This is a genomic window from Gemmatimonadaceae bacterium (genome assembly GCA_030647905.1).
Lineage (GTDB): Bacteria > Gemmatimonadota > Gemmatimonadetes > Gemmatimonadales > Gemmatimonadaceae > UBA4720.
This window is the reverse complement of record JAUSJA010000008.1, coordinates 172,138-198,904: the sequence shown is the minus strand read 5'-3', so window position 1 is coordinate 198,904 and position 26,767 is coordinate 172,138. Positions and strand designations below refer to the sequence as shown.

The 26,767-nt window shown below is 62.2% G+C and carries 27 protein-coding genes, 4 tRNA genes and 2 rRNA genes; 5 read left to right on the top strand and 28 right to left on the bottom strand.

All coding sequences use genetic code 11. The annotated features are described in order from the left end of the window. From Q7S20_01875 to Q7S20_01865, 3 genes are all read right to left on the bottom strand, one after another. A 23S ribosomal RNA gene (locus tag Q7S20_01875) occupies positions 1 to 2,054 on the bottom strand; the annotation flags it as partial. Positions 2,055 to 2,457: 403 nt separating this feature from the next. Then, positions 2,458 to 3,991, bottom strand: a 16S ribosomal RNA gene (locus Q7S20_01870). Between the two features lie 470 nt (positions 3,992 to 4,461). Next, positions 4,462 to 6,339 (bottom strand): PAS domain-containing protein, encoded by a 1,878-nt coding sequence (locus Q7S20_01865; protein MDO8500570.1) that lies wholly within the window; start codon positions 6,337 to 6,339, stop codon positions 4,462 to 4,464. 170 nt (positions 6,340 to 6,509) lie between these two features. Here Q7S20_01865 and Q7S20_01860 point away from each other — a divergent pair, with 170 nt between their 5' ends. Continuing rightward, the gene (locus tag Q7S20_01860; GenBank protein MDO8500569.1) at positions 6,510 to 6,689 is read left to right on the top strand and encodes a thioredoxin domain-containing protein; all 180 of its coding nucleotides are present in this window, start codon (positions 6,510 to 6,512) and stop codon (positions 6,687 to 6,689) included. Positions 6,690 to 6,725: 36 nt separating this feature from the next. On the opposite strand, the gene Q7S20_01855 is transcribed toward Q7S20_01860, so the two are convergent. Beyond that, a complete protein-coding gene (locus Q7S20_01855; GenBank protein MDO8500568.1) occupies positions 6,726 to 7,601 on the bottom strand; it encodes a response regulator in 876 nt (291 codons plus the stop codon). A 336-nt stretch (positions 7,602 to 7,937) separates the two neighbouring features. Between Q7S20_01855 and udk the strand changes: the two genes are divergently transcribed. Next, entirely contained in the window at positions 7,938 to 8,582 is a 645-nt protein-coding gene (gene udk / locus Q7S20_01850; GenBank protein ID MDO8500567.1) for a uridine kinase, read from the top strand. Here udk and Q7S20_01845 read toward each other — a convergent pair. The 5 genes from Q7S20_01845 to Q7S20_01825 form a co-directional block, all read right to left on the bottom strand. Then, entirely contained in the window at positions 8,552 to 8,992 is a 441-nt protein-coding gene (locus Q7S20_01845; protein MDO8500566.1) for a hypothetical protein, read from the bottom strand. The genes udk and Q7S20_01845 overlap by 31 nt on opposite strands. Next, a complete protein-coding gene (locus Q7S20_01840) occupies positions 8,992 to 9,297 on the bottom strand; it encodes a zf-TFIIB domain-containing protein (GenBank protein MDO8500565.1) in 306 nt (101 codons plus the stop codon). The genes Q7S20_01845 and Q7S20_01840 overlap by 1 nt, the downstream gene beginning before the upstream one ends. A 206-nt stretch (positions 9,298 to 9,503) precedes the next feature. After that, the gene (locus Q7S20_01835; protein ID MDO8500564.1) at positions 9,504 to 9,659 is read right to left on the bottom strand and encodes a glycosyltransferase; all 156 of its coding nucleotides are present in this window, start codon (positions 9,657 to 9,659) and stop codon (positions 9,504 to 9,506) included. Between the two features lie 81 nt (positions 9,660 to 9,740). Next, a tRNA-Lys gene (locus Q7S20_01830) sits at positions 9,741 to 9,813 on the bottom strand. 27 nt (positions 9,814 to 9,840) lie between these two features. After that, a tRNA-Arg gene (locus tag Q7S20_01825) sits at positions 9,841 to 9,917 on the bottom strand. A 213-nt stretch (positions 9,918 to 10,130) separates the two neighbouring features. Between Q7S20_01825 and Q7S20_01820 the strand changes: the two genes are divergently transcribed. After that, the gene (locus tag Q7S20_01820; GenBank protein MDO8500563.1) at positions 10,131 to 11,129 is read left to right on the top strand and encodes a lipoate--protein ligase; all 999 of its coding nucleotides are present in this window, start codon (positions 10,131 to 10,133) and stop codon (positions 11,127 to 11,129) included. Positions 11,130 to 11,266: 137 nt separating this feature from the next. Continuing rightward, positions 11,267 to 11,782, top strand: coding sequence for a hypothetical protein (locus Q7S20_01815; GenBank protein MDO8500562.1), 516 nt, complete (start codon positions 11,267 to 11,269; stop codon positions 11,780 to 11,782). Positions 11,783 to 11,929: 147 nt separating this feature from the next. Here Q7S20_01815 and Q7S20_01810 read toward each other — a convergent pair. The 9 genes from Q7S20_01810 to Q7S20_01770 form a co-directional block, all read right to left on the bottom strand. Continuing rightward, positions 11,930 to 12,003 (bottom strand) — tRNA-Pro (locus Q7S20_01810). A gap of 18 nt (positions 12,004 to 12,021) precedes the next feature. Beyond that, positions 12,022 to 12,648, bottom strand: a complete 627-nt coding sequence (locus tag Q7S20_01805) for a non-canonical purine NTP pyrophosphatase (GenBank protein ID MDO8500561.1) — start codon at positions 12,646 to 12,648, stop codon at positions 12,022 to 12,024. Then, the gene (gene rph / locus Q7S20_01800) at positions 12,638 to 13,363 is read right to left on the bottom strand and encodes a ribonuclease PH (protein ID MDO8500560.1); all 726 of its coding nucleotides are present in this window, start codon (positions 13,361 to 13,363) and stop codon (positions 12,638 to 12,640) included. The genes Q7S20_01805 and rph overlap by 11 nt, the downstream gene beginning before the upstream one ends. Next, the gene (gene rfaE2, locus Q7S20_01795; protein MDO8500559.1) at positions 13,353 to 13,802 is read right to left on the bottom strand and encodes a D-glycero-beta-D-manno-heptose 1-phosphate adenylyltransferase; all 450 of its coding nucleotides are present in this window, start codon (positions 13,800 to 13,802) and stop codon (positions 13,353 to 13,355) included. The genes rph and rfaE2 overlap by 11 nt, the downstream gene beginning before the upstream one ends. 26 nt (positions 13,803 to 13,828) lie before the next feature. Continuing rightward, entirely contained in the window at positions 13,829 to 14,203 is a 375-nt protein-coding gene (locus Q7S20_01790) for a hypothetical protein (GenBank protein MDO8500558.1), read from the bottom strand. Continuing rightward, positions 14,197 to 14,652, bottom strand: coding sequence for an LPS assembly lipoprotein LptE (gene lptE, locus Q7S20_01785; protein MDO8500557.1), 456 nt, complete (start codon positions 14,650 to 14,652; stop codon positions 14,197 to 14,199). Before lptE ends, Q7S20_01790 begins: the two co-directional genes overlap by 7 nt. Positions 14,653 to 14,665: 13 nt before the next feature. Then, positions 14,666 to 15,304, bottom strand: coding sequence for a hypothetical protein (locus tag Q7S20_01780; GenBank protein MDO8500556.1), 639 nt, complete (start codon positions 15,302 to 15,304; stop codon positions 14,666 to 14,668). Next, on the bottom strand, positions 15,301 to 17,430 hold the full coding sequence (locus Q7S20_01775; protein MDO8500555.1) for a peptidylprolyl isomerase: 2,130 nt from the start codon (positions 17,428 to 17,430) through the stop codon (positions 15,301 to 15,303). The genes Q7S20_01780 and Q7S20_01775 overlap by 4 nt, the downstream gene beginning before the upstream one ends. Further along, positions 17,417 to 17,839 carry a thioesterase family protein gene (locus Q7S20_01770; GenBank protein MDO8500554.1) on the bottom strand — a complete coding sequence of 141 codons (423 nt, stop codon included), beginning with the start codon at positions 17,837 to 17,839 and terminating at the stop codon, positions 17,417 to 17,419. Before Q7S20_01770 ends, Q7S20_01775 begins: the two co-directional genes overlap by 14 nt. Positions 17,840 to 17,913: 74 nt before the next feature. On the opposite strand from Q7S20_01770, the gene Q7S20_01765 reads away from it, so the two are divergent. Then, entirely contained in the window at positions 17,914 to 18,702 is a 789-nt protein-coding gene (locus Q7S20_01765) for a UDP-2,3-diacylglucosamine diphosphatase (protein ID MDO8500553.1), read from the top strand. On the opposite strand, the gene murI is transcribed toward Q7S20_01765, so the two are convergent. The 10 genes from murI to truB form a co-directional block, all read right to left on the bottom strand. Then, positions 18,637 to 19,470, bottom strand: coding sequence for a glutamate racemase (gene murI, locus Q7S20_01760; protein MDO8500552.1), 834 nt, complete (start codon positions 19,468 to 19,470; stop codon positions 18,637 to 18,639). The two genes, Q7S20_01765 and murI, sit on opposite strands and share 66 nt — an antisense overlap. Before the next feature lie 16 nt (positions 19,471 to 19,486). Beyond that, positions 19,487 to 20,047, bottom strand: coding sequence for a hypothetical protein (locus tag Q7S20_01755; protein ID MDO8500551.1), 561 nt, complete (start codon positions 20,045 to 20,047; stop codon positions 19,487 to 19,489). 35 nt (positions 20,048 to 20,082) lie between these two features. Then, positions 20,083 to 20,179, bottom strand: a tRNA-Sec gene (locus Q7S20_01750). 4 nt (positions 20,180 to 20,183) lie between these two features. Then, positions 20,184 to 21,227 (bottom strand): selenide, water dikinase SelD, encoded by a 1,044-nt coding sequence (gene selD, locus Q7S20_01745; GenBank protein ID MDO8500550.1) that lies wholly within the window; start codon positions 21,225 to 21,227, stop codon positions 20,184 to 20,186. A 45-nt stretch (positions 21,228 to 21,272) separates the two neighbouring features. Next, entirely contained in the window at positions 21,273 to 21,653 is a 381-nt protein-coding gene (locus Q7S20_01740) for a RidA family protein (GenBank protein ID MDO8500549.1), read from the bottom strand. Between the two features lie 60 nt (positions 21,654 to 21,713). Further along, a complete protein-coding gene (locus Q7S20_01735) occupies positions 21,714 to 22,526 on the bottom strand; it encodes a TatD family hydrolase (GenBank protein ID MDO8500548.1) in 813 nt (270 codons plus the stop codon). Continuing rightward, on the bottom strand, positions 22,436 to 23,425 hold the full coding sequence (secF, locus tag Q7S20_01730) for a protein translocase subunit SecF (GenBank protein ID MDO8500547.1): 990 nt from the start codon (positions 23,423 to 23,425) through the stop codon (positions 22,436 to 22,438). Before secF ends, Q7S20_01735 begins: the two co-directional genes overlap by 91 nt. Continuing rightward, a complete protein-coding gene (gene secD, locus Q7S20_01725) occupies positions 23,425 to 25,080 on the bottom strand; it encodes a protein translocase subunit SecD (protein MDO8500546.1) in 1,656 nt (551 codons plus the stop codon). Before secD ends, secF begins: the two co-directional genes overlap by 1 nt. Further along, entirely contained in the window at positions 25,077 to 26,081 is a 1,005-nt protein-coding gene (locus Q7S20_01720) for a bifunctional riboflavin kinase/FAD synthetase (GenBank protein ID MDO8500545.1), read from the bottom strand. Before Q7S20_01720 ends, secD begins: the two co-directional genes overlap by 4 nt. Further along, positions 26,074 to 26,763 carry a tRNA pseudouridine(55) synthase TruB gene (truB, locus tag Q7S20_01715; protein ID MDO8500544.1) on the bottom strand — a complete coding sequence of 230 codons (690 nt, stop codon included), beginning with the start codon at positions 26,761 to 26,763 and terminating at the stop codon, positions 26,074 to 26,076. Before truB ends, Q7S20_01720 begins: the two co-directional genes overlap by 8 nt. Between the last annotated feature and the right edge of the window lie 4 nt (positions 26,764 to 26,767).

Genomic DNA, 26,767 nt, shown 5'->3' with positions numbered 1-26,767 from the left:
CCATTCGTGCAGGTCGGAACTTACCCGACAAGGAATTTCGCTACCTTAGGACCGTTATAGTTACGGCCGCCGTTTACCGGGGCTTCGGATCAAGGCTTCACCCGGCGTAAGCCAGGTTGACCTCTCCCCTTAACCTTCCGGCACCGGGCAGGCGTCAGTGAGTATACGGCGCCTTGTGCGGCTTGGCACTCACCTGTGTTTTTGCTAAACAGTCGCTTGAGCCGATTATCTGCGGCCTCCCACAGCAGCATCAGTAAATAATGCAACCATGAAAGGCATCCCTTATTCCGAAGTTACGGGATCATTATGCCGAGTTCCTTGACCTCGTTTCACTCGTTCACCTTAGGCTACTCGCCTTACCCACCTGTGTCGGTTTACGGTACGGACGCACGTTCAGACTCCCAGCAGAAGCTTTTCTTGCGTGTCGACTCCAGAAAACTTGAACTTGGGTTGCCCCGCATTCTCGCACTCCCGTCTCGGGTTTCCCCTACGCGGTTGGACGGCCATCCACAAAGCCGCTTTCCCTTCGTTACACGGTCCCTTCTGTGGTAATAACGCCTAAACGGCGGGGCTGGAATGTTCGCCAGCTATCCATCGACTACGCCTCTGGGGCCTCGCCTTAGGTTCCGCCTCACCCTGCGCTGATTGCCATGGCGCAGGAATCCTTGGGTTTACGGTGTCAAAGGTTTTCACTTTGATTTGCGCGTACTCATTCCGGCATCCTCACTTCTCATCGCTCCACGGCACGTTTCCACGACCGCTTCATTGCAGATGAGAACGCTCCCCTACCCCTCATACATAGTATGAAGGCCAAGCTTCGGCGGACCACTTAATCCCGACCATTCTCGGCGCAAACACGCTGGACTGGTGAGCTATTACGCACTCTTTCAAGGAATGGCTGCTTCTAAGCCAACCTCCCAGTTGTCACGGCACGTTCACATCCTTCGCTATACTTAGTGGTCACTTTGGGGCCTTAGCTGTGGCTCTGGGTTCTTTCCCTTTTGCCGCTGGACATTATCGCTCAGCGACTGCCTCCCAGGGTCCATAGCACAGGTATTCGGAGTTTGGTTGGGGTTGGTAGGAGCTTCGCTCCCCCGCGCCCATCCAGTCGCTCTACCCCCTGCGTACAACAGGCCTTGCGGCCTTCCCTGAGGCTCTACCTCAATAGATTTCGGGGAGAACCAGCTATCTCCAGGCTTGATTGGCCTTTCACCCCTACCCACACGTCATCCGAACGGTTTTCAACCCGTACCGGTTCGGGCCTCCACGCGGTGTTACCCGCGCTTCACCCTGCACATGGGTAGATCGCCCTGGCTTCGGGTCTACCCCATGGAACTAAACGCCCTCTTTGCAGGACTCGCTTTCGCTATGGCTCCGCCGCACAGCGGCTTAGCCTAAACGCTCCACAGGAGTAACTCGCCGGATCATAATGCAAAAGGCACGCAGTCAGACGCGACACAACCCGAAGGTCATGCCCATCCTCCTACCGCTTGTATGTATGTCGTTTCAGGCACTCTTTCACTCCCCGCACTGGGGTGCTTTTCACCTGTCCCTCACGGTCCTCGTTCACTATCGGTCACACGGGAGGCTTTAGCCTTGGAGGGTGGTCCCCCCAGCTTCACGCCCGACTCCTCGGAGCTCGGGCGTTACTCAGGAAATCCACTAGCACGTCCCTTGGCCTTCGCGTACCGGGCTATCACCGTCTATGGCGCTCCTTTCCAGGAGACTTCCGCTGACACTTGGACGTACCGTATGTGGCTCCTACAACCCCGCTACTCACAAGGAGTAACGGTTTGGGCTAGGGCCCCGTTCGCTCGCCGCTACTTGGGGCATCTCGGTTGATTTCTCTTTCCTCGAGGTACTTAGATGTTTCAGTTCCCTCGGTTCGCTCTCCTCGTAAGGAGTGACCATCATTTCTGATGGCCGGGTTTCCCCATTCGGCCATCCAGGGATCACAGCTTGTGTGCAGCTCCCCCTGGCTTATCGCAGCTTACCACGGCCTTCCTCGCCTCCGTGTACCCAGGCATCCCCGACATACATTCTTTCGCTTGATCAGATTTCTGACTCAAACAAACACATACAAACAACTACCAACTACACGCGCAATCTAACGAATGAATCAATCTTGCTCGCTTTTTGAGCCTTCGCGATTGCTCGCTCCAGCTCGTCTCGCGACGAAATTGAATCAGTGTTGATTCTTGACGCCCAGGATCTTATCAGGTCCCAGGCATCGAATCCCACGATCACTACTACAATCCGTTGTCAAACAGCTGTGCCTCTCCGAGGCGAACCCGGGGGCTCGGACTCGAGGGCGCAAAATGCGTCCGGCAGGCTTCGACACCTGTCGAACGAAAACAAATCGATGTTGAGATCAAGGATGATGCAAGACGAGCGAACTCGTTGAGAACTTTCGACTTAACGGCTTACGCCGAACCAAGTCTACTCGTTACTCTCCGTTAAGGAGGTGATCCAGCCGCAGGTTCCCCTACGGCTACCTTGTTACGACTTCGCCCCAGTCATGACGCTCGCCTTCGGCCGCTTGGTCCCTTGCGGGTTCCGACACGGACTTCGGGCGCTCGCCACTTCCATGGCGTGACGGGCGGTGTGTACAAGGCCCGGGAACGTATTCACCGTGGCGATGCTGATCCACGATTACTAGCGATTCCAGCTTCATGCCGTCGAGTTGCAGACGACAATCCGAACTGAGGACCGGTTTTGGGATTGCCTTGGCATTGCTGCCTCGGCCCCCACTGTCCGGCCCATTGTAGCACGTGTGTAGCCCTAGACGTAAGGACCATGATGACTTGACGTCGTCCCCACCTTCCTCCGGTTTGGCACCGGCAGTCTCCCTAGAGTCCCCGCCATTACGCGCTGGTAACTAAGAACAGGGGTTGCGCTCGTTGCGGGACTTAACCCAACATCTCACGACACGAGCTGACGACAGCCATGCAGCACCTGTGCATGGATCCCGAAGGAGGCTCCTCGTTTCTGAGGAGTTTCCCATGCATGTCAAGCCTAGGTAAGGTTCTTCGCGTTGCGTCGAATTAAACCACATGCTCCACCGCTTGTGCGGGCCCCCGTCAATTCCTTAGAGTTTCAGCCTTGCGGCCGTACTCCCCAGGCGGGGTACTTCCTGCGTTAGCGCCGGCACCCAGAGGGTCGCTCCCCCAAGCACCTAGTACCCATCGTTTACGGCGTGGACTACCAGGGTATCTAATCCTGTTTGCTCCCCACGCTGTCGCGCCTCAGTGTCAGTATCTGCCCAGCAGGCCGCCTTCGCCACCGGTCTTCCTCCGGATCTCTACGCATTCCACCGCTACACCCGGAATTCCGCCTGCCCCTACAGCACTCTAGCCTAACAGTCGGCACGGCCGATCCGGGGTTGAGCCCCGGACTTTCACCACACCCTTATCAGGCCACCTACGCGCCCTTTACGCCCAGTGATTCCGGACAACGCTCGCACCCCCCGTATTACCGCGGCTGCTGGCACGGAGTTAGCCGGTGCTTATTCACCCGATACAGTCAAATCAGCTAAAGCTGACAATTCGTCTCAGGCAAAAGAGGTTTACACTCCGAAGAGCGTCATCCCTCACGCGGCGTCGCTGCGTCAGCCGTTAGGCCATTGCGCAAGATTCCCCACTGCTGCCTCCCGTAGGAGTCTGGGCCGTATCTCAGTCCCAATGTGGCTGGCCATCCTCTCAGACCAGCTACCCGTCGTCGCCTTGGTGAGCCGTTACCTCACCAACTAGCTGATAGGCCGCGAGCCCCTCGAAATGCCCCGGAGGTTTCCTCGAGTCCAAATGCCTGGTCTCGAGCGTATGCGGTATTACCCGGCCGTTGGGCCGGCTATCCCCCTCATTTCGGTAGGTTGCTCACGTGTTACGCACCCGTTCGCCGGTTGCCCAAAGCTTGCGCTCTGAACCCCCGTGACTTGCATGTGTTAAGCACGCCGCCAGCGTTCATCCTGAGCCAGGATCAAACTCTCCAATAGTTAAGAGATTCGATTGCTCTCCGAACGCGGCTTACCAGACGTATGCCGTCTGGCACCACGTCCGGAATCACTTTGTGATATTTCAGGTTCAAACTCTCCCCGTGCCCCTGAATGGACCCGGATCGTAGAGTTCGCCTCGCACATCACTTGATCTCAACTTCGATTTTCAAAAAGCTCGGTTGCCATTCTCTGGCAGCCTTGAATAGTAGACTTTCTATAACGATCCGTCAAGGCGTTTGCTGAAACTTTTTTCCACGAATCCCCGCCAACACTGAATCATACACCTATACGCGAATTCACGGCGGGAACGCATTCTACCCCGGACATCACCCGACTTCAACCCCCCTCCACACACCACCACACACCACCACCCGCAACAAGAAAAAAGTGTTACCATGTCCTTGGACTGAAGTGTCACCTATCTCCCGGACCGTTCCGTGAGTTGATCAAAGAACGTTGGGTCGGCGGTGTCAGCGCAGCATCTTGAGCACTTCGGCTTTCAGGACTTCCGGTGAGAATGGCTTTTCGAGGAAGTACACTCCAAAATCAAGAACCTCTTTGTCGGCGATGCTAGAGTAACCCGACATGAACAGGATCTTGAGCTCCGGATAGAGCTGTCCGACGCGATCCGCAAGAGACCTTCCACTCATCCCAGGCATCACGACATCGGTCAGTACGAGGTCGACAGGCTTTTCGCGCTGTTCGAGAAGACCTAGCGCCACTAAGCCATTTTCCGCCTCGAGAATCCGATATCCCTCCGCGGCCAGCGTCTTCCTGATCAACTCGCGGACGGCAGGGTCGTCCTCCACGACCAGGATTGTCGTATCCCGCAGGTCCGGTCTGATCGTACAAGGCGCGCCTTCTGCAGGCGTGAGCGGCTCGTCCGTCAAGGGCAGATAAATCTTGAACGTCGTGCTGCCAGGCTCGCTCTGGACGTCGATGAAGCCGCTTGCCTGCTTGACGATTCCGTAAACGGTCGAGAGGCCAAGGCCAGTGCCTCTTCCGATCTCCTTTGTCGTGAAAAACGGCTCGAAGATGCGCGACTGCGTCTCCGCATCCATTCCAGTTCCGGTGTCGCTCACTGAAATGAGCACATAGCGCCCCGGCCTGAACTTGAAGCGTCCCCGTCCCAACTCGTCCAGCTGCCCGGCTGAGGTCTCAACAGTCAGCTTGCCGACGTCTGGCATCGCGTCGCGGGCATTGACCACCAGATTCGCCAGCACCTGCTCCAGCTGCCCCTTGTCCATCTTGACCCGCGCCTGGCTGGCTCTCAGGATCGTCCTGAAGTCTATATTCTCGCCAATCAGCCTCCGAATGAGACTCTCGATTCCCGTCACGACGACGTTGACGTCCAGGATGACCGGCTGCACGACCTGCCGGCGACTGAAGGCCAGGAGCTGACGCGTGAGACTGGCCCCGTGCTCGCCAGCCTTCAGTACTTCCTCCACATCGGCGCAGCGCGGGTCACCCGGTTCGAAGCTGGCGAGCAAGAGCTCCGAAAACCCGAGGATGGCGGTCAGGATGTTGTTGAAGTCGTGAGCGATCCCACCGGCCAGCTGGCCCACCGCCTCCATCTTCTGTGCCTGCCTGAGCTGGTCTTCCAGGTGTTTCCGCTGGGTGGTATCAATCAGGTACCCTCGAATCTCGATCAGGTCGCCACCCTCGTCGAACACGCCCACGGCGTTCTCGATTGCATGCAGCGGCTTACCATCTGATCGCCGGTACTCGGTCTCGCGGTTATCGAGCCGCCGCTCGGCGCGGAGTGCGTCAAGGAATTCCCGCCGGTCCTCGGGGTCCTTGTAGGGTGACGCGAGATCAGTGCCCAAAGCCTCCTCGACCGACGCGAACCCCAACATCGAGGCAAATGCCGGATTGCACGCGAGCAGCGCGCCAGCAGGCGTCGAGACGTAGGCACCGGTGAAATTGCTCATGATCATCTCACGGTAGCGCTCCTCGCTCTGCCTCACGGCCTCCTGCGCCTGCACGCGGTCGGTGACATCGTTGAGAGAAAAGACCAGAAACTCGACTTCACCTCGATCGTCCAGGATCGGAACCAACCTGAGATCCCAGTGTGTGACGCCCCATCCCGGATGGTCAGGGAACGTGAACGGTGTGGCGAAAGCCTGGAAAGGTTCTTTCGTCTGAACGGCACGCTCGAATGCTGCTTTGAGCTCATCGGACGGGTACAGCTCGAAATGATTGCGTCCAGCGAATGCGGATACGTCGCGTCCATATGCCTTAGCGTACGCATCATTGACGCGGATGAAGTTGAAATGTCTGTCGAGAATTACCAAGCACGTTTGTACGTGTTTGAAGAACGAGTCGAGGATCCTCGATTGCTCGGCCATGAGCTACGCGACCCGTTGTTGTTCGCTGACGATGCCGCTTTCCGCGACGACGATGACCGCCAGGAGCGCGGCGATAAAGCAAACCGGGGTCATTCGGATGAGTTGCTCGCGGATCGGCATTCCAGCCCTCGTCTTCTTCATAGTTCTGGAACCTCCTTCCGATTGTGGAGTTGACCCGGCTTCGTGGACACTTCACTCTTTGGGAGAGGAGGTTCACGACCCTCTACCAGGGGCGCGCACTTGTCGCCAAGCTCGACGCCGATCGCTCGCCCCGAACCGCCGGATCGTTCGGCATCCGCGGAATCCCAGCGACAATCGTCTTCAATAACGGGAGCGAAGCGGCCCGGTAACGGCGCTTCTCGCTCAGACCGGAGTGACGTGACCGGTTAAGGCGGAGTCTGCTCGGTAAGTGCGCTCTGCACCGCCTCGGTAAGCTCCTGAATCGTGAAGGGCTTCCGGAGAAAGCTCAACGCCGGGTCGAGTCCCGACCGGGCGACATCTTCGTCCGTGAATCCGGACATGAACAATACGTGTATTCCCGGCCTGGTCTGCCGCAGGCGCTCGACAATCTCCGGACCGCGGAGTCCCGGCATGTACATGTCGGTGATCAGCAGGTCGATTGGCCCATCGTAGGCGGCGGCGAGGCGCAGCGCCCCTTGTCCATGCACCGCTTCCAGCACCTGATGGCCGGCACGTCCGAGAATCTTGGTGATGATCGCACGCACCGATTCTTCGTCGTCGACGAGGAGAATCGTTCTCGCTGCGGTATCCGATGCGGACGGCGCGCTCGGGCGGGGGTTCGCAGCGGCGGGCAGCGCCGTCTCGCCGATTCCCGACTTCCAACTCGCATCGGCGAGGCTGTGGTCGACCCGGCAGCGCTCCACCGCCCGGCGGATCGAGCAGTCGATGACGTCGCCCCGCGCCTCACTGGCGAAGAGATAGTCCTGCGCGCCGTTGCGCAGCGCCTCCGCCCCCGAGGCGTGATCTTCGTCCTCTACCAGGACGATGATCGGAGCGGCGGGGAACTCTCGGCGGATCGAGCGAATCGTGGCCACGCCGGTGGAATCGGCGAGCTCCGTACTCGTAATGATTGCGGCGGGCTGATGCCCATTCGTCATCTTGAGCGCCTTCTCGAGCGTTTCAGCGCTTTCGATCGCCGCCTCTGAAAAGGCTGAGCCCGGCGTGGCGGCGAGCGCAGAAGCGATCCGTCGAGGGGTGTCGGGACTGGAGTGGATTACGAGAATCCTGGTTTCGGCGCTCATTCCGGTGGCTGTATCCTCTTGGTCGTTACGCGACGCTCATGGTACTGCGCTATTGTCACAAAGTGTGGAAATAAGCGGAAGGTGGTTGTACAGACCTGCAAGAACCCTGCGCCGCGCACCATAACATAACCAGTCGTCTCCTCGACCGAAATCTGCGGCGGCGGATCCACGGCCACATCATTATAGACGACGAAGCCGGACAACGGTTTCGCCAAACGACAATTTCGCCAAACGACGCTTGTTCGCGCGGCAGTGTGGACATAGACTGGCAGCTGCATCGGCTTCGCCCAGGCGCCGCCCGCTGCTGCTCCGGAGAGACCTGGAATTTCGCACAGAATGCACAAGCCGCTCATAATCGGAATCGCCGGTGGATCGGGAAGCGGGAAATCGACCGTCGCCGCAAACGTGGCGGAGGGGCTCTCGTCGCTCTCCGTCGCGTTCATAGACATGGACGCCTACTACCGGAACTTCACTGAGCTGTCTTTCGACGAGCGCCGCCGGCTCAACTGGGACCATCCCGACGCGTTCGACTACGAGCTGCTCACGACGCATCTCGAGCAGCTGGCAGACCGTCAGCAGATCGAGAAGCCGGTGTACGACTTCGTGACACACCTGCGGTCAGGCGAAGTCGTTCCAGTGCCCCCGTCCGACGTGATCGTCGTTGACGGCATTCTGCTGTTCGTGGACGATCGCGTTCGCGATCTGTGCGACGTCAAAGTCTTCGTGGACGCGGATCCGGACATCAGACTCATCCGCCGCATCCGGCGCGACATGTCGGCACGTGGACGGCCGCTCGCCGAGATCATCGAGCAGTATCTCTCGACAGTGCAGCCGATGCACCTGCAGTTCGTCGAGCCCAGCAAGCGCTACGCGGATATCATCGTGCCGAGGGGCGGGCACAATTCCGTGGCCATCGAGATGATCGTCGCCAAGATACGGCAACGACTGGGTTATTCCGCCTCTGGCCTCGCGGCGCCGTAGGAATCGGCGGCCATCCGGAGAGCGAGGAGGGCCGAAGCTTCGAGATCGAATCCCGTGGTGAGCTCGGCTAGCCTGTCGCGCGACTGCTTGCCATGGCGGTGTGTGAGGCCATCACAGTTCGCGTGTCGCCTGACGTACTCGCGGCTCGCGTGCCAGAGCATGTTGGCTCGATGCCACCATGCATCGTCGGCGTGGCCGTCGGTGTGCCCCTTCGCCTTCTCGTATCCGGTCATTGCCGTGCCGAGGAAATCGTCGCAAAGGTAGGCCATCTCCAGCGCAGTCCGCTGCTCCTCGTCAGGTGCGCCCAGCTTGACCAGCCGGGCGTGGCGCGTATGCTGCCGATGGCACTCTGCCGCCGCCCTGAAAAGCATGTCGGCCTGCTGCATGAGGCCCTTCACGCGGGCCGGCATCAGCGGATGAGGCGCATGAGATTTTCCATGAACCCTGGTGTGTGTCTGCCGATGTGCTCGATCATCTCGAGCTCCCCCTTGTCGAGCCACATGCCTCCGCATTCCGGGCACTGATCTATCTTGACGTCGCGATGCTCCCGCTCCACGAGATCGGAGCCGCATCTGGGACACTTATTGTAGTGCGACGTCCTCTCCTGCCTGAGGCGCTCCTCGTCCAGGCGGGCGCGCCGCTCTTTCATCAGATCGGCGTCCAGTCGGGCGAAGTACTTGTCCTCGTTTCTGCCTGGTTTTTCCTCGATCGCCATTCTTTCCTCTCAATACTACTGCTGTAACAGGCGGCATTGCCCCGGTAACACTCACGAAGTATTGTCTGCGCGGCGGGCAAAAGGAAGTGAGCAAGCGGACTCCCGCAAGGCGGCAGGACAGTCCCTCCTCACAAGGCGAGAGTATGCGTTGGATTCAAGGCAATCGTCATACGAATTCCATCTTCGGCTGGAGCCGCTCGGTGCGTTCATGCGCCGGGAATGGAAGGCAATTGCCCGTCGTCCACCACGAGGAGCTCCCACTCAGCGCGAGGCAGGTCGCTTACGAGGAGGGCGCGAAGGCACTCCGACAGATCGGGTCCGGCGTTGTGGGCCGGAACGACGACGCTCGGGCGGGGACTCACATCGGCACGGGAAACGACGAAGGGACCTCTTTCGAGATCCCTCCCGTCGATTCAATGCGAATTCCCATGATCGCTCTCAAGTGCGCCGTGCAGGAATCGAACCTGCAACCTAATGATTAAGAGTCATTTGCTCTGCCAATTGAGCTAACGGCGCAGATTTTTCAACCGGGTCACTGCACTCTGGCGCGCCAGGAGGGAATCGAACCCCCGACCCACAGCTTAGAAGGCTGTTGCTCTATCCAACTGAGCTACTGGCGCATCAAGTCCTGAAAATTAACGAAGGCGAAGCTCTCATTCAATTGGGCGGACCGGATTCGAACCGGAAAGCTCCCGCACTGCTCGCCCTGTTCCACCCAGACACGATAATCCCGGCGGCTGCCCGAGGCAATTAGTATTCACGCCTTCGATTTGCCGAAACGTAAACCCGGGACAGGATGCGCGTAGAGACCCTCGCCCCGCATAGACAGCATCATGATCTTCGTTGACAACCTGGACAATACCGACGCACGCCTGAATCTCGCGCTCGAAGAGTACGTGTTCCGCCACAGGCCAGCGGATGACGACGTGCTCCTGTTCTACGTGAACGCGCCGGCGATCATCATCGGCCGCAATCAGAACACGATCGAGGAGATCGCCGCCGACGTCGTGGAAGCGAGGGGAATTCACGTCGTGCGCCGCATTTCAGGAGGCGGCGCTGTCTATCACGACCTCGGCAATCTCAACTTCAGCTTCATGACGCCTTCCGTGACGGCCCGCTTCAACCGGTACGAGTACTTCACGCACCCGGTGATCGAAGTGCTTCGCGACATTGGCGTGCCGGCGGAGCTCGGCGGGCGAAACGACATCCTCGCCGACGGACGCAAGATCTCCGGCAACGCCCAGTTCGCGCGCCCAACGAGGATGCTGAGCCACGGGACACTCCTCGTCCACTCGAGCCTCGACGACGTCACCGCCGCCCTCAAGCCAAGGCCCGGAAAAGTCGAGTCGAAAGGCGTCAAGTCCATCCGAAGCCGTGTCGCGAACATCAGCGAGTTCGTCACAGCGCCTCTCGACGTCATCGAGCTGCGTGAGCGGATCCTTGAGAGAATCTTCGGAACGCGCGATCGCGCACTGATACCGACGCTTGCGCTCGACAGCGATGACTGGACGCAGGTACGGAATCTCGCCGAGGAGAAGTACAACGCGTGGAGCTGGAATTTCGGTGAGAATCCACCGAGCAACGTGCAGCGAGCGCAGCGCTTTCCGGCCGGCGAGATAGACTTGCGAATAGATGTGCGGGATGGCCGGATCGCCTCGATTCGTATTTTCGGCGATTTCATGGGCCGGGAGAGCGTCGAGCTGCTCGAGGGCCGACTTACCGGACTTCCCTATTCGCGCGATGCCGTCGCGAATGCGCTGGAAGGACTGGACCTGTCGGACTACTTGGGCGAGGTGCGTCGGGAGGATGTGATGGATCTCATCTGCCCCTGATCCTTCCTCGTGTCTTCCTTCTCTTCCTTTTGCAGGTTCTCGTTGCGTACACCAGCGTAGTACCATACATTCTCGACGATTCGGACCCCTCGCGCACACGGTTGCTTGTTCCTTGAAACCTTGGAGGACGTAGCAAAATGGTCCTTGCTCGTCTCGCGACTACGATAGTAACGGGTATGATCGCTCTCGGTTGCGCGTCGGCGCCACCACCACCTCCCGAGCCAGTCGGACTCACTGGATTGCCGGCGCAGATAACCGTCAACGAATGGCCGTTCTGGGTTGACATTCCGATCGAGTCGAAGGACTTCGATCGAACCTGGAAGACTGTCATGGACGTCGTCTCAGAACGGGCGGCCATAGGCGTTCTCGACAAGGAGAGCGGCTACGTGCGCACTGAATGGCGGCCGGTCGACATGTCTGTCACGCTATATACCGGGCTGAGAGACGGAAGGGGTCGGTCAATCGTGAGTCAAGGCGCTACCAGCGAGCAGCGTTACACCTTCCGTATCCGGCAATCAGAGAGCAAGATCCGCATGGGAATCGAGGCTCGGCTGATGCCGAGTCAGCGCTGGGCTACCGGCTTGAAGAACATTCCGAACGCGCCGTGGGTTTCGATCCATCGAGAGCTGCAGGACAGGCTGGTGATTCGGTAGGCCTCGAAAAGCAGCCGGTGTCCTGAACGGAATCCTGAAAGCGAAACCCCCTGATTTCCCGCCAAACAGGCAAAGGTACGGGCAAAGAAACTCAACGAAGCACCAAGCCCTGCCGACGAAAGAACGGCAGGGCTTTGTGTTAAAAAGTCGGGGCGCCCGGATTTGAACCGGGGACCTCCTGCTCCCAAAGCAGGCGCGATACCGGGCTACGCTACGCCCCGAACAACTCTCGCAAACTACTATCCGCCACGGCGAACGCGCAACGCGGCAACGAGGCCGCGGAAAGCCCGCCCGCGATGGCTCACTACCGCCTTCTCCTCGATGCCAGCTTCGCCGAACGTCTTGCTCAATTCGGTGGAATAGAAGTACGGATCGTAGCCGAATCCGTGGTCGCCCCTGGCCTCGGCGATGATCTTCCCGAACGTCTGTCCGATCGCGACGACTTCCTCATGGCCCTTCACGTATGCGGCGGCGCACATGTAACTCGCAGTCGTATCGCGAAACCCGCGAAGCTCGGCTTGAAGCCTCGCGTTGTTGGCGTCGTCCAGCGCCTGGCCGCTCAGATCATCCCGGCCGGAGTATCGCTTGCTCCAGATACCAGGCGCGCCTCCAAGCGCGACGACGGACAGCCCCGAATCGTCGGCGATGACGGGCATTCCAGACAGTCCATTGAAGTAGCGCGCCTTGGCGAGCGCGTTTTCCTCGAAGGTGTCGAGGCACTCGATCTCTTCCTCTTCCGGCGAGTAGGCGATTCCCGCCTCATCGAGCGTGATACCCGTGAGCCCGGCGTCGGCAAGCAGTCCATGGAACTCCCTGAGCTTGCCCGCGCTCCGCGTCGCGATCAGGACGCGGGCATCAGCCGGCAAGCGCTTCCTGCTGTTTGCGATCGAGCTCCGCGATTCCGGCAACGGCGAGATCCAGCAGTGAGTTGAGCTGCGCGCGATCGAACGTGCCGTTCTCCGCCGTTCCCTGCACCTCGACGAATTGCCCGGTCGAGCTCATCACGACATTCATGTCCACTTCCGCACCCACGTCCTCGGGATAGTCGAGATCGAGGCGCGGCTCGCCGCCTATCACTCCCACGCTGATCGCGGCGACCCGCCGCTTGACGGGCGTTGCGCCAAGCTTGCGTGTCTCCACCATCCAGTTGAAAGCGTCCACGATCGCAACCGACGCACCGGTGATCGCCGCTGTTCGAGTCCCGCCGTCCGCGACAAGCACATCGCAATCGAGCTTGATAGTGAACTCGCCGAACGCGAAGTCGTCGAGCATCGCGCGCACGCTGCGCCCGATGAGTCGCTGGATCTCATGCGTTCTGCCGCCCACCTGCGACCGCTCGCGCGACGTCCTGGTCTTGGTCGCGCGCGGAAGCATCGCATATTCCGCCGTGAGCCATCCCAGCCCGCTGCCGCGACGCCAGGCCGGTACCCCGGTCTCGACGGAGGCGGTGCACAAGACCTTCGTCGAACCGAACGTCGCCAGACACGATCCCTCGGCATAAGGTGCAACACCGCGCTCGAGCGAAACGACGCGCAGGTCCGAGTTGCTGCGGTCGGTGCGAACAACTGCCTTATCGGGCACTCAGCTTCTCTATGATTGAGGTTGTGGACTGTCCGGGCGTCAGCGGAATCACCACCGCTTCCCCGCCCCACTCCCGTACTTCGCGGCCCCCGGCGATAGTCTCGACGGTGTAGTCACCGCCTTTTACGATGACGTCGGGTCGCAGCGCGAGCACAAGGTCGAGCGGCGTATCCTGATCGAACAAAACGACCGCGTCCACCGACTCGAGGGCGGCGAGAACGTAGGCGCGCTCCGCCTCGCTGCGGACCGGGCGCCCGGGCCCCTTGAGACGGCGCACCGACGCGTCGCTGTTCAAGCCCACGACGAGCGCATCGCCCCGCGCGCGGGCCGCAGTGAGAATATCCACGTGTCCAGGGTGGAGAAGATCGAAGACGCCGTTGGTGAAGACGACACGTCCGTTACGCGATGACCGCCAGCGGCGGGCATCGTCCCATGTCAAGATTTTTTCAGCGGGAGTGCGGGGACTCAGAACGATTTCTCGACTGACGGCCTGAGGTGAACGATGCGATGCTTGTTGAAGGGCAGATTGAACTCCTGATCGTACTCGCTCCAGATCCGGATCGTGTTTCCTTCGCGAACGATGTTCACATCCTTCGCGGAAGCAGGCAGATCCACTGAATCGGTAAAAGCTCTCAGCCGATCCTTGATCTGCTGATCGCTCCGGCGCGCCGCGAAGCGCGCCTCGTTCTTCATTGCGTCATGGAACCGGTAGTAGATCAGGGCCTCTTCGCCGACGATGGACCCGAAGTATAGCAGCGCGCCGAGCACGATGACCTGGATAAGGCAGCCGAGGCGGCTCGCGCCGCAGCGCGCGCTCGAGCAGGAGCGGACGCTCACCATTGTGACTGGGCTCCCTGAATCACTTCGTTGACGATGCGCTCGATCGCCTGCTTTCGCCCGCCGGCTTCGCCACGTTCCTCGTACTGACCTTCCGCCATCAGCCCCTTCCGCTGCCAGAGAGATTTTCCGGACACCTGGTCCACCATCTCTATATCCACCGAGATCTGCAGCTGCCGCCGCGCGCTCGTCTGATCCTTGTTGGTCGCGCTGTAGCCGATTGGGATGTCGGTTTCGTACCGCTGAATTGTGCCGCGAACGATCGCACTCGCGCGATTCTCCGCCGCTTCGCGGAGGCCGAGGCGATTCCGCAGCTCCGTGCGCAGCGCGAGAGCCAGCTCCTGCTGGATCTCCGGCGCCGACGTGAGATTCTCGAATGGAATCACGGCGACCGTACGTACGTGCGACGGCAAACCCCCGCCGGCAAAGCCGTACGGGAAGCATGCCGACATCGTCAGGAGGATGCTAACGGCCCCAAATCGATGCATCGAACGCCGGTACCTCCTCATCGCGAGTGATCCCTAACCAGAGCTTCCGCCGGCCGGGAACCTCATATAAAAGACGCCCGCCTTCATCCCTTGTAACCAGTTCCACGATCCGCCCGCCACTCAGACGCGCGAGCTGCATCAGCCGGGTGCCGCGCACTGTCACCCTCCAGGTGGCCGGACGGCCGATGTCAGCGTGGAGCACGTCGCCCTCCACGGTCACCACTGTATCCGGAAGCGCCGGAATCGCAAGCCGTCCGAGCGCCGCCCACATCATGGGAGGCGGCGGCAGCACGCGCGAGACATGGTCCTGATTGGTCGCGGTAAGTGTGTTGCCGATGAGAACTGCGCGACCGACTGCCACGCCGCTGCCAACAAACAGGTCAACCCGAGCGCTGTCCGGCGACGCGGCGCGAATCGCTCCCTCCCCCTTTGCGATGAGGCTGTTCTCCTCGTAGTTCCAACGGAAAACGATGCGCCGATGACCAGGCGCCAGCTCGATCACCGGCAGACGCCGCTCCGGCGCCGGAATTCCACCCAGCGGGACCGCGAGGGGAGCGCACGCGCCAAGCAGCACAAGGAGCGCCACCCGTGCGATGGGCCGGGCACGATGAGTCATCGAGCCACGATTGACAGAATGCGATCGCCCTGCACGACGGCATCGAGCGCCGCATATCCGCGGAGCACACGTCCGAACACCGTGTAGTGACCGTCGAGATGCGGCTGCGGGGAATGCGTGATGAAGTACTGGCTTCCCCCTGTATCGGGGCCGGAGAGAGCCATGCCGAGCGCGCCGCGCTCGTAACGTCGTGGGTTCATCTCGTCGCGAATGGCATAACCCGGCCCGCCATTGCCGTCATCGCGCGGATCGCCATCCTGCGCGACGAAATTCGGCACGACGCGATGGAATCCGGTTCCGCGGTAATACCCCGTACGCGCAAGATTCATGAAGTTCCAGACGGTGATGGGAGCATCGGCGCCGAACAGCTCGAGAACGATGTCGCCCCGGCGGGTACGGATCGTCGCGCGCTGCGTCTGCCCGCGAAGCGCGGGCACGACGTACGTGCGGACGATGTTCTGATACCACGAAAGAGGCCGAGGGTTTCCTGAGGTGGACGGCCAGGCGGAAAATATGGATGCGCTGTCAACCGCCGCGCGCACCAGAGGGTCGTCGGACGGCCCGAGCGACGCGACCTGATTCCGAAGCGCGGGCGTGAACGACGCGCTGTCATTCTTCCATGCGGCGGCCAAATACTGAATTGCGGCGATCCGCGCGTCGTTTCCCGAATCGGCGAGCGAGCGGGAATAGCTCGCCAGAACGGCGGGGACATCTGCAGCACGCGGATGCCTCGACATGTTGCCGAGGACTGTGGCGCGGGCGTAGAAGTCACGGTCCGTGAGACCCTCGATCAACGCGGCATGAACCGCCGGCAAAGGGGTTGTCGTATCGCTTCCTGTCAGAAGCCCATAAGCAGCCGCGCGGACCCTGCCGTCAACGTCCTTCAGCATCGCGTTCGCCGCGCGCGCAGCGACGGCCGGATCATTCGCTCCGCCCGCCGCATTGAGAGCCGCGGCGCGATAGCGCCAGTCGCGATGCGTCGTCCAATCGCTCAATGCCGCGAGGTCCGCGCCGGCACTGGTAGCCGAAGCGAGGAGGCTCGCGCGATACATCAGCGAAGTATCGCGTTGCCAAAGTGGCGTCCATGAGGCGGACGTCGAATCGAGGACGTTGCCGAGTGACTGTGCGGCCGCGATCCGCGTGTTGGCATCCGCGTCAGTTGTCGCGGCGACGACCGCTTCCCGGCCGCGAGCGCCGTAGGTTCCAAGCGACCGCACGGCATTGATGCGCACGTGCGGATACGGATCGCCGGCGAGCGGCAGCAGAACAGCAACCGCGGCGTTGGCGAGCGAATCGCCAGCAGCAGAGTGAGCGAGACCCCGCGCGATCTCGGCGCGTGCGCGCTGGCGGCCCGTGGGCGCAGACACATAGGCGTCGGCAGTGAGTGAGCCGGCCGGCGGCACGACGTGAGGCGCGCCGGTCCCGAGGCGCGCTTCGTCAGCGGATACCCTGACGAACTGCGGATTGGTGGCGAGCGAGATGAGATCGCGCACACCGGCAGGCGAGCGAATGCGAGCGATGGCATAGGCCGCTGCCCACTGCACCGATGAGCGCGCCGACATTGCCAGATATGAACGCACGTCGGCGACCGGTACCGGCCGGAGCCTGGCAGCAGCGAGGAGCAGCTGAATCATCCGCGCGTCATCGGTGCGGGGATTCGCCAGGCCGGCGATTATCGCGCCCCGTGCCGGAGCACCGATCTCGCCGAGCGCCCACGCCGCCTCGCGCGCAACCCGGGACTGTGCGGAGAGCGCCGTCGCAAGCGCGGACACGGCGGCTGAATCACGAAGGAGGCCGAGCGCATACGCGGCGTTCGACGCGACCGTGAGATTGCGATCACGGAGCAGCGCGTGCAGCGCTGGCGCGCCGGGCATTCCGTGCGCGGCGCCAACCTGTCCAACCGCAAGAGCGCCGGCCGCGCGAAGCGGAGCCCACGAAGAGCCCATCACGCTGTCGAGCAGTGCGCGGTCGAACGTCCGCGAGTCGGTCATGGCCATCAGCTGTGCGTAGAGACGGACTTCGGCCGCGCCAGGCCCGCGGGATGACGATTGAGCAGATGCGCTCGCCGCGGTCGCACCGAGCAGCAGCGCTGCGACGACGAACGACGCGAGCCTACGTGACTGCATTTTCGAGCGAGCTGCGCAGCTCTTCAGGCATGGCGACAAGTTTTCCGTCTCTGTTGATCGATGCGAGGGTCGTGCGGGCTGTGACGAGCTTCGCGCCGGTATCCGCGTTCTCGATGGTGTACTGGAAGGTCACGCTGCGCGACCGCGCCTCGACGAGGATGGTACGAACGCGAATGGTATCCTCGTACCGCGCCGCGGCGTGGTAGCGCAGCCTCGCGTCCACGACGGCCAGCTTGATCCCCTGCTTCTCGAGGTCGGCGTACGACGTACCGAGCCGGCGAATCAGATCCGTGCGGCCGATTTCGCACCACACGAGATAGTTGGCGTGATACACAACCTGCATCTGGTCGGTTTCCGCGTAACGAACGCGGAACTCGACTTCGCTGGAAACGGGGGAAGCGGCGGGCATGGCCCAGTAAGATAAGGCCTGAGACAATCGCCCGCCGGTTTGTAAAGCACACGCGCGTCCGCTACAATTGGCGTGTGCTCAACGCTCCGTGCTATGTAGTCTCCGACGCTCATCTTGGCGTGGCCTCTCCCGTGATCGAGCGGGCGCTCGTCTCATTTCTGCGCGGACTGGAAGGGCGCGCTGGATCGCTGCTCATCAACGGCGACCTGTTCGATTTCTGGTTCGAGTGGAAGACGGTGATTCCGCGAAACAGCTTCCGGGCGCTCGCGGCGCTCGCCGATCTGCGCGAGAGCGGGATACCGATCACGTGGATCGCGGGAAACCACGACTGCTGGGGAGATGAAGTGCTGCGCAACGATATCGGCGTGGACTATCACGCTGCGACCTGGCGCGGCAGCGTGGCCGGCTGGAACACTCTCGTGGAGCACGGCGACGGTCTGCGTCAGAAAGAGGACCGCGGATACAGAATGGTGAGGCCGATCATGCGAAATCGCGCGGCGATCAAGGCATTCCGTGCGTTGCATCCCGACTGGGCGACGGCCCTTGCGGTCGGCAGCTCCGGTGCCAGCAGGACGTACCGCTCGCGCGATGAAGGTCGCGGACTTCGCGTGATCGCGCTACAGCAGCTCGCGGCCGACCCCGCGCTGGATCTCCTGATCTACGGGCATTCACACGTCGCGGCGCTCGAGCGCGCACCCGGAGGCGGGGTCTTCGGCAACGCCGGATCCTGGCTCGATGCTCCCACTTTTCTGCGTGTGACCGAGGATGTCATCGAGCTCCGCGAGACGCGGGACGGATCAGCCGAGGGTGACTGTCTCCACTCGATCAATAGACGCGCCGAGAAAGCGCTGGCCGACGCGTAGGAACTGCCCGGGCGCATCGGATGCGATGAAGCGGTAACGCGCATCGTCGGTCGCCTCGTGGGCCAGGCCGGCGTCGCGCAGAGTGGTCGCGGTCTCCGCCGCGGTCTCCTCCGCGCTGTCAATGAGACGCACGTCGCGGCCCACCACCGAACCGATGACGTGCTTCAGCAACGGGTAGTGCGTGCACCCCAGCACAAGCGTGTCCACGTTCGCTGCGGCCATCGGCTCCAGGTATTCACGCGCGATGAGGCGCGTGGCCTCGGTGTCGAGCCAGCCCTCCTCGACCAGCGGGACGAACAGCGGGCACGCCAGCGCCGTAATCTCCGCTCCGGGCGAGACGGCCGAGATGGCTCGCTCATAAGCTCGCGAGTGAATCGTTCCCTGAGTGCCGATTACGCCGACCCTGCCGCTGCGCGTGGCGCCGGCCGCGGCTCTCGCTCCGGGCTCGATGACGCCGACGATCGGAAGATCGTTTTCCTCTTTCAGCGCCGAGAGAGCATGCGCAGTGGCGGTGTTGCACGCGATCACGACCGCCTTCACTCCCTCGCCTCGGAGAAAGCTGGTGATCTCGCGGCTGTAGCGAAGCACCGTGTCCGGGCTCTTTGGACCGTATGGGACGCGGGCGGTGTCACCGAAGTAGATGATGCTCTCATTTGGAAGCTGGCGAATGAGCTCCCGAACGACCGTCAGGCCGCCGATGCCCGAATCGAATACGCCGATCGGAGCGTCCGATCCGGCGGAAGCAAAGTCCTCAGCTTTCGAAGTCATGCACTCTTGTACACCATCACCATGCCACGCGAGCCGTCACTCGAACATCGCGGTCCGACGAGCTGACCTGCACATTGGCGTTGACATCTGCCAGATTGGCCGCGACGTACGCGTCCGCTCCCGCGAAGAGGTGATTGAACACGAGCACCGCGATCCAGTCCTCGAGATGCGCGCGCCGCGCGCGAATGCGGCCGACGAGATTCGGGTCGCGCGGAGCGTACGTGATTTTCTGCAGCCCCGTCGTCGTGTCGATCACCGCCTTGCCAGATCCATCCACGACCGGGGTCCCGACGGTGTCCCGCTTGGCCGCTTTCGCCTTGCTGAGATCGTTCCACGATTTCACCGACATGCCGATCGTCCCCGCTTCTGCCGCAAGGAAGAGCGTTGCCGCCTTGGGACGTCCGAGCCGCAGCTGCATCAGTCCCGGCGCGATGAGAGAAGTGAGAAACGCACGGCGGGGCGCAATCGAGCGCTGCGCAGAGGTATCGGCGGCGGTGCGTGGCGCGGTTCGCGACACGCCCGCACGAGTGCTGTCGGCGCGCTGAGCCGCCGCGTCCGCGGGGGCCGTGAAGGCCACAGCAACAACCAGGACGCCGAGCGATAATGCAGTCGTGGCGGGAGAGTGTGGGAATCGAACCCACCCGGCCCGACGAAGTCGGGTCACACCAGTTTTGAAGACTGGGGAAGCCACCAGGCCCCATCCACCCCCATGCTCAGTCCACCGCGATGGCAAATCCGTCTCGCTCGATCACTTCTCCGATTTCAGTCGCTCCATTCACGCGGGAAAGATACTCCGCAACACGCGCGGAAGGCACGGCGACGAGGAGCCCTCCCGACGTCTGCGGATCGCACAGCAGAGCGCGCGTCACGCCGGATACCGTTCCCCATTCGACCAGCGGCTCGAGGTACTCGGAGTTGCGCCTCAACCCATCGCTCGACGCACCCGCGCTCCACGCGTTCTCCGCGCCCGCAAGCCGCCGAACGGACGCCGAGTGAATGCGCAGCGTGACGCCGCTGCCTCGCGCGATGTGGGACGCGTGCCCGAGCAGTCCGAAGCCGGTGATGTCGGTGGCGCATTTTGCGCCCGCGGCGAGAGCGGCGCGGCTGGCTGAGCCGTTCAGCGTCTTCATTCCGTCGAGCATCGCGCCGGCGATGGAATCGTTCATCATCGTCCGGAATTTCTCGTCCCCTGCCGACGCGCGCTTGAGCGCTGTCGCGAGAATTCCGTTGCCGATCGGCTTCGTGAGCACGAGCCTGTCCCCCGGCTTGGCGCCTGCATTCGTCAGCAGAAACGAAGGATGGGCGCGACCTGTCACCGCCAGGCCGTACTTGAGCTCGCTGTCGATAACGGTGTGGCCGCCAACGATGAGCGCGCCGGCCTCATGGACCTTGTCCTGACCGCCGCGCAGGATCTCGGTGAGCACCGCCAGCGGAATCTCGCCAGTCGGAAACGCGACGATGTTGAGCGCGGTGAGCGGCTGTCCGCCCATGGCGTACACGTCGGAGAGTGCGTTGGCGGCGGCGACCTGTCCGAAGTCGTATGGGTCGTCAACGATGGGCGCGAAGAAATCCACTGTCTGGACGAGCGCAATCTCGTCGGACAGCAGATACACTCCCGCATCGTCGAAGGTCTCGCGGCCTACGAGGAGGCGCGGATCCTTCGACGCGGGAAGTGGCGCGAGCATCTCGGACAGGTCACCCGGACCCATCTTGGACGCTCAACCAGCACACCGCGCGAATGCCGTCAGGCGAAACAGCTCTTCGCGGGTCCTGGATGTGCTCACGACGACTCCTTGCAGATGTTAACGGCCGGTGGCGGCGATCATGTCCATCTCGACCAGTCCTCCGCGCGGAATCGCGGTCACCTGAACGGTGGACCGGGATGGGCGCGCATCACCGATCCACCTTCCGTAGATCTCGTTGACCGCCGGGAAATGGGCCATGTCGTGCAGATACACCGTGGTTCGGACGACATCCTTCCACGCGAGCCCGGAGGCTTCCAGCACCGCCTGCAGGTTCTGCATCACGCGCTCGGTCTGCCGCGTGATGTCCCCCTCGACCATCTGGCCGGTGGCGGGATCGAGCGCGATCTGTCCGGCCGAGAAAAGGAATCCGTTGGCGATCACGGCCTGCGAATACGGGCCGATCGCAGCCGGCGCCATGTCAGTCTTTACTTGCTCCACGCTAATCCTCGCTCATGCAGAAAGTGAATACGACGGCAATGTTACTCATATCGGATCGGCTCACGCCAGCTTGAAGAGTCGGCGCGCGTTGCCGGCTACCGACGCGGCCATCGCGTCGCCAGTCGTTCCGCGGGCCGCAGCGAGCTTCGCGACGGTGTGTGCGACCCATGCGGGCTCGTTGCGCTTCCCTCTGTTCGGAACCGGCGCGAGATATGGCGCGTCGGACTCTGCCAGAATTCGATCCACCGGAACGAGCCGGAGCAGCGCGTCGTCGCTCCATTTACGGAACGTGACGATTCCGCTGAAGGACACGTACCAGCCCACGTCGATCGCGGCACCTGCCAGCTCGTGCGAGCCCGTGTAGCAGTGCAGAACGCCTGCAACGCCAGCCGCCGCCGCCTCGACGAGCATCGCTCGCGTGTCGTCCTCCGCGTCGCGCGTGTGAACGACGACCGGCAGCGACGTCTCCCGTGCCAGCCGCAGCTGCTCGGCAAATGCGCGGCGCTGCTCGGCACGGGGAGAGTTGTCGTAGTGATAGTCGAGGCCACACTCGCCGATCGCGACGGCTCCCTCATCGGCGAGCTCACGGAGCGCCGGGATGTCGCGAGCCGGGTCGAACCCGATCGCGTCGTGCGGATGGACTCCCGCCGTAAACCATACGACTCCCCGATGGGCGGCCGCGACGTCCCGCGATGCGCGAGCGGCGCCGAGGACATCCCCGGCGCCGCTGCCGGAGCCGATGCAGACAATCGCTTCGGCTCCACTTTCCTTCGCCCGCCGGATTACGTCGCTGCGGTCGCCGTCGAACGCCGGGTCGGCGAGGTGCGCGTGGCTGTCAATGTACCCTTCGATGTTGCCGTCTTCCTCGGCCATTTCCTCTCGATCCAGAGCAGCACCGGGCTCGCGATGTAAATCGAGCTGAACGTTCCGGTAAAGATACCGAACGCCATCACCCACGCGAACGGCCTGATCACTTCGCCGGCGAAGAAAAGAAGCGCGAGGGTCGCCGCAAGAGTGGTGGCGTGGGTCAGAATCGAACGGGGCAACGTCTCGTTGATCGCCCGATTGAGGGTCTGATAGAGCGTTTCCTTCCTGCCCTTGCGAAGATCTTCGCGGACGCGATCGAAGATGATGATCGTGTCGTTGAGGGAGTAGCCGATGACCGTGAGGATCGCGGCAACCACGGTGAGCGAGACCTCGAGGTGCAGCAGCTTGAGAAACGCCAGCGTTGTGAATACGTCGTGGCCGGTCGCGATGAGCGCCGCCACGCCGAAGCGCCACTCGAACCTGATTGCCAGGTAGACGGTGGTGACGAGGAACGAGAGAAACATGGCGATCACGGCATCGCGCCTGAGCTCGCTGCCGACGCGCGGACCGACCGCCTCCGTTCGTACGACGCGGATCTGATCGGACCCGTACCTTGTGGTGAGGACGTTCCGGATCCGGCCGGCGACCGTCTCGGCGCCGGTTGTCTTCGCGCCCGCCTGCTCGGCTTCCTGCGCGCGGATCGTGAACTCTCGGTTGGTGCCAAACTGCTGGATCTCGGCCCCGTGGATGGCCGCGTTGTCGAGCGCAGCACGAAGCGCGGCGACGTCAACCGGCTTGGAGAACTCGACCTGCATCATCGTCCCGCCGGTGAACTCGATGCTGTAGTTGATCCCCTGCAGCGCGAGCGAGCCAAGTCCGAGCGCGATGAAGGCGGCGGTGAGCCCGACGGCCCACTTCCACCAGCGGATGAAGTCGTAGCTCGTGTCGTGAAGAATTCGAATCATCAGATGCTCAGTGCCTGTGTGCTCTTGGAGCGGTTGAGCCAGATCATGTAGAAGGTCCGCACGACGAAGATCGAGGTGACCATCGACGCCGCGATACCGGCGAGAAGAGTGACAGCGAAGCCGCGTACCGGCCCGGTGCCGTACTGGTACAGAACGGCCGCCGTCAGAGCGGTAGACACGTTGGAGTCGATGATCGCGCTCATCGCGTGCTTGAAGCCTTCGTCAACCGCGGTGCGGACCGTCTTTCCGTGCGCGAGCTCCTCGCGTATGCGCTCGAAGATCAGGACGTTGGCATCCACCGCGATGCCGATGGACAAGACGAATCCGGCGAGGCCCGGCAGCGTCAGCACAGCGCCGAAGCCAGCCAGCGTGGCCATCGTGAAGAGCATGTACAGGCTCAGAGCGAGAACGGCCAGGAGCCCGGAGAAGCGGTAGTACACGATCATGATGCCGACGATGAGCAGGACCGCGATGATTCCCGCCGTGATGCCCTTCGACACCGAGTCCTGGCCAAGGCTGGCGCCGATGGAGCGGATCTCGGCGATCTTGAGCGGCGTGGGCAGAGAGCCGGCACGGAGCACGAGCGCGAGGTCGGATGCGTCCTGGAGACCCTTTCCTCCCATCGTGATCTGGCCGCGGCTGCCGATGGCGCTCTGGATCACCGGAGGACGTCCCATCACGCGGTCGTCGAGGACGATCGCCATGAAATCCTTGATGTGCTTGGAGGTCTCGTTCCGGAACCTGCGTCCGCCTTCGTTGTTGAACTGGAACTCGACGATCGTTCCTTCAGTCGGCGACGTGTTCGGCTTGGCGTCGGTGAGAAACTCACCGGTGATGATCGGCCGCGCATCGAGCACGTAGATGGCGCGATACCACCGGTTGGCGAGCTGGGTCGAATCGCTGCCGAACCGGATGACCTTACCAGGCGGAAGCGCCGCCTGCACCGCGGGCATCGCGAGGTACAACTCGAGCGTCGGCATATCCCCGTCGGCGACGTAATACTCGCCGGGCATTTGCCCTTGCTGAATGAGCTTCGAGAACGCACCGCTAGTCGGTGTCGCCGCGGAGTCGGCCTTGGCGGAATCGCCGGCAGGTTTCTTCGCCGTGTCCTTTGTGAAGAGGCCGGCCACGCCGCTCGCCGATGACGAACCGGCGCTGTCCCTGGTCGCCGTCGAGGCGACAGCCGGTGTTGCGCCCCTGTTCTTCAGCGCCGCATCGAGACGCGGAAGCGCCTTCTCCAGCGCCTGCGTCTTGTCGGTGATCTGGAACTGGAGGAAGGCGGACTTCTGGACGACTTCCTGCGCGCGCTGCGGATCGTCAATACCCGGCAGCTCGACGATGATCCGGTCGTTACCGGACTTCTGGACGAGCGGCTCGGAGACGCCGAACTGATCGATTCGAGTGCGAACCACCTTCAGCGCCCGGTCGATCGCCTCGCTTTTCTTCGGGACGATGCCCTTCGATTCATCCACTTCGAGCGCGAGGTGCATGCCACCCTGGAGATCGAGTCCCCGCTTGAGCGGAACACGTCTCACGGTATCGTAGACGAAGCCGTTGGGCCCCTTTACGCGCTCCTTCACGTTGCGCGGAAAGAGAGCTGCCGCCGATGCGAGGATCAGGCCGACGATTATGAGTATTCGATACTTCAGGGTCATGCGACTGAAGGGGTGAAATTTGCTGTTCTGACAGAGCCTGTAAGATTATCGGAGACAGCGTGGGGAGTCAACGCGCGAAGCGCGCTCTCTCGATCTCTTCCAAGCTGTCTCTCCAGCGCCTCAGCGTCCGGGAACTGCCTCGTCTCACGCAGGAACGACACGAAATCGATGCGCACCCGCCGTCCGTAGAAATCGGCGGTGACGTCGAACAAATGCGCTTCGAGCGTGCGCCCGCTCTCCCCGAATGTGGGACGCGGACCGAGATTCATCATTGCGCCGAAACGCCCCAGCGGCGTCTGCACCATCACCACATACACACCTTCCGGTGGCAGAAGTTTCCTCGCTCCCGGATCGGAAAGATTGATCGTCGCGAAACCCAGCTGCCGTCCGCGCGAATTGCCCGCGACGACGGTGCCGGAGACGGAATAGAGCCGACCAAGCCCTTCGGCGGCGCGCTGCAGATCGCCCCCCGCCACCGCACGCCGGATGGATGTGGACGAAACGTGTTGCCCGTCGCCGAGCGACACCGGGTCAACGACGTCCACGCTGAAACCGCGCGCCGCACCGAGGGATTGGAGAACGGTCATGTTCCCCGCCCGGCGGTGGCCGAAACCGTGATCGTGTCCGATCAGCAGCTCCGACATCCGGAAGCGCGCGAGAAGAACTCTGTCCACGAACTCCTCGGCGCCATATGAGGCGAGGTTGTGCGTGAACGGCACGATGGCGAAATAGTTCACTCCGGTCTCGGCAATCACCTCGAGCTTTTCCTCGCTGGTCGTGAGAAGGAGAGGCGCCGCGGCCGGATTCACGATTTCGAGCGGATGCGGATCGAAGCTGACGAGGAGGCTGGGCAGCTCTCTCTCTCTCGCCCGTGCGACGAGGCGTCGTAACACGTCGAGGTGGCCGCGGTGGACGCCATCGAAAGTCCCGACGGTGACGACCGTACCTGTGACCGTCGGTGGAAGCCCCGATTCGGACAGCTCGAGCTCCGCGTCAGCCATGCGAGGCTATCACGGTCAATGCTCTGAGCGGAGGTGGAGCAACTCGCAGCTGATCCATCGTCACAGCGTCGCTCACATCGAACGGGCCGCTCCTCGCCCTGCGCAGCGCGGAGAGATGGGCCGCACTGCCCGTCGAGCGGCCGAGATCGCGGGCCAGTGCGCGGATATATGTGCCGGTGCCGCAAGTTATCGTGACGTCAATCTCCGTTGGGCGCGCGGCAACGATCGTCCACCCGTCCACGCGCACGCGTACAGGAGGAAGATCGAGTGGTTCACCCTGCCGCGCTGCATCATACGCGCGCGTGCCGTCCACCGACTTGGCGGAGTAGGCCGGCGGCACCTGGAGGATGTCGCCTGTGAAAGATGGAATCGCGCTTGCGACCGTGTTGAGGGCTGGAGCTGCGGCCTCGCGAATCACGGCTCCCGTACAGTCGTCGGTATCCGTCTCGGCGCCGAACCGGATCGTTGCATCGTAGACCTTCGGGTCCGTCACGATGAACGTCGAGAGTCTCGTCGACCGTCCGATGAGCAGAACGAGAAGACCCGTGGCGAACGGATCGAGGGTCCCGAGGTGGCCTATGCTGCGCTCACCATACACGCGGCGGACGAACTGCACGACATCGTGGGACGTGATGCCTGCGGGCTTGTCCACCAGCAGGAGTCCTTCAGGGCGCGCCGACACTCGC

Bases quoted from the DNA above. Each gene is read 5' to 3' on its own strand.
- Q7S20_01720 (MDO8500545.1), bottom strand. From the start codon at position 26,081: ATGGCTGACGCGGAGCTCGAGCTGTCCGAATCGGGGCTTCCACCGACG.
- lptE (MDO8500557.1), bottom strand. From the start codon at position 14,652: ATGTCGGCATGCTTCCCGTACGGCTTTGCCGGCGGGGGTTTGCCGTCG.
- udk (MDO8500567.1), top strand. From the start codon at position 7,938: ATGCACAAGCCGCTCATAATCGGAATCGCCGGTGGATCGGGAAGCGGG.
- Q7S20_01840 (MDO8500565.1), bottom strand. From the start codon at position 9,297: ATGGCGATCGAGGAAAAACCAGGCAGAAACGAGGACAAGTACTTCGCC.
- Q7S20_01820 (MDO8500563.1), top strand. From the start codon at position 10,131: ATGATCTTCGTTGACAACCTGGACAATACCGACGCACGCCTGAATCTC.
- secD (MDO8500546.1), bottom strand. From the start codon at position 25,080: ATGACCCTGAAGTATCGAATACTCATAATCGTCGGCCTGATCCTCGCA.
- secF (MDO8500547.1), bottom strand. From the start codon at position 23,425: ATGATTCGAATTCTTCACGACACGAGCTACGACTTCATCCGCTGGTGG.
- Q7S20_01770 (MDO8500554.1), bottom strand. From the start codon at position 17,839: ATGCCCGCCGCTTCCCCCGTTTCCAGCGAAGTCGAGTTCCGCGTTCGT.
- Q7S20_01775 (MDO8500555.1), bottom strand. From the start codon at position 17,430: ATGCAGTCACGTAGGCTCGCGTCGTTCGTCGTCGCAGCGCTGCTGCTC.
- Q7S20_01735 (MDO8500548.1), bottom strand. From the start codon at position 22,526: ATGGCCGAGGAAGACGGCAACATCGAAGGGTACATTGACAGCCACGCG.
- Q7S20_01855 (MDO8500568.1), bottom strand. From the start codon at position 7,601: ATGAGCGCCGAAACCAGGATTCTCGTAATCCACTCCAGTCCCGACACC.
- Q7S20_01865 (MDO8500570.1), bottom strand. From the start codon at position 6,339: ATGGCCGAGCAATCGAGGATCCTCGACTCGTTCTTCAAACACGTACAA.
- Q7S20_01780 (MDO8500556.1), bottom strand. From the start codon at position 15,304: ATGACTCATCGTGCCCGGCCCATCGCACGGGTGGCGCTCCTTGTGCTG.
- Q7S20_01815 (MDO8500562.1), top strand. From the start codon at position 11,267: ATGGTCCTTGCTCGTCTCGCGACTACGATAGTAACGGGTATGATCGCT.
- Q7S20_01845 (MDO8500566.1), bottom strand. From the start codon at position 8,992: ATGCCGGCCCGCGTGAAGGGCCTCATGCAGCAGGCCGACATGCTTTTC.
- Q7S20_01790 (MDO8500558.1), bottom strand. From the start codon at position 14,203: ATGGTGAGCGTCCGCTCCTGCTCGAGCGCGCGCTGCGGCGCGAGCCGC.
- murI (MDO8500552.1), bottom strand. From the start codon at position 19,470: ATGACTTCGAAAGCTGAGGACTTTGCTTCCGCCGGATCGGACGCTCCG.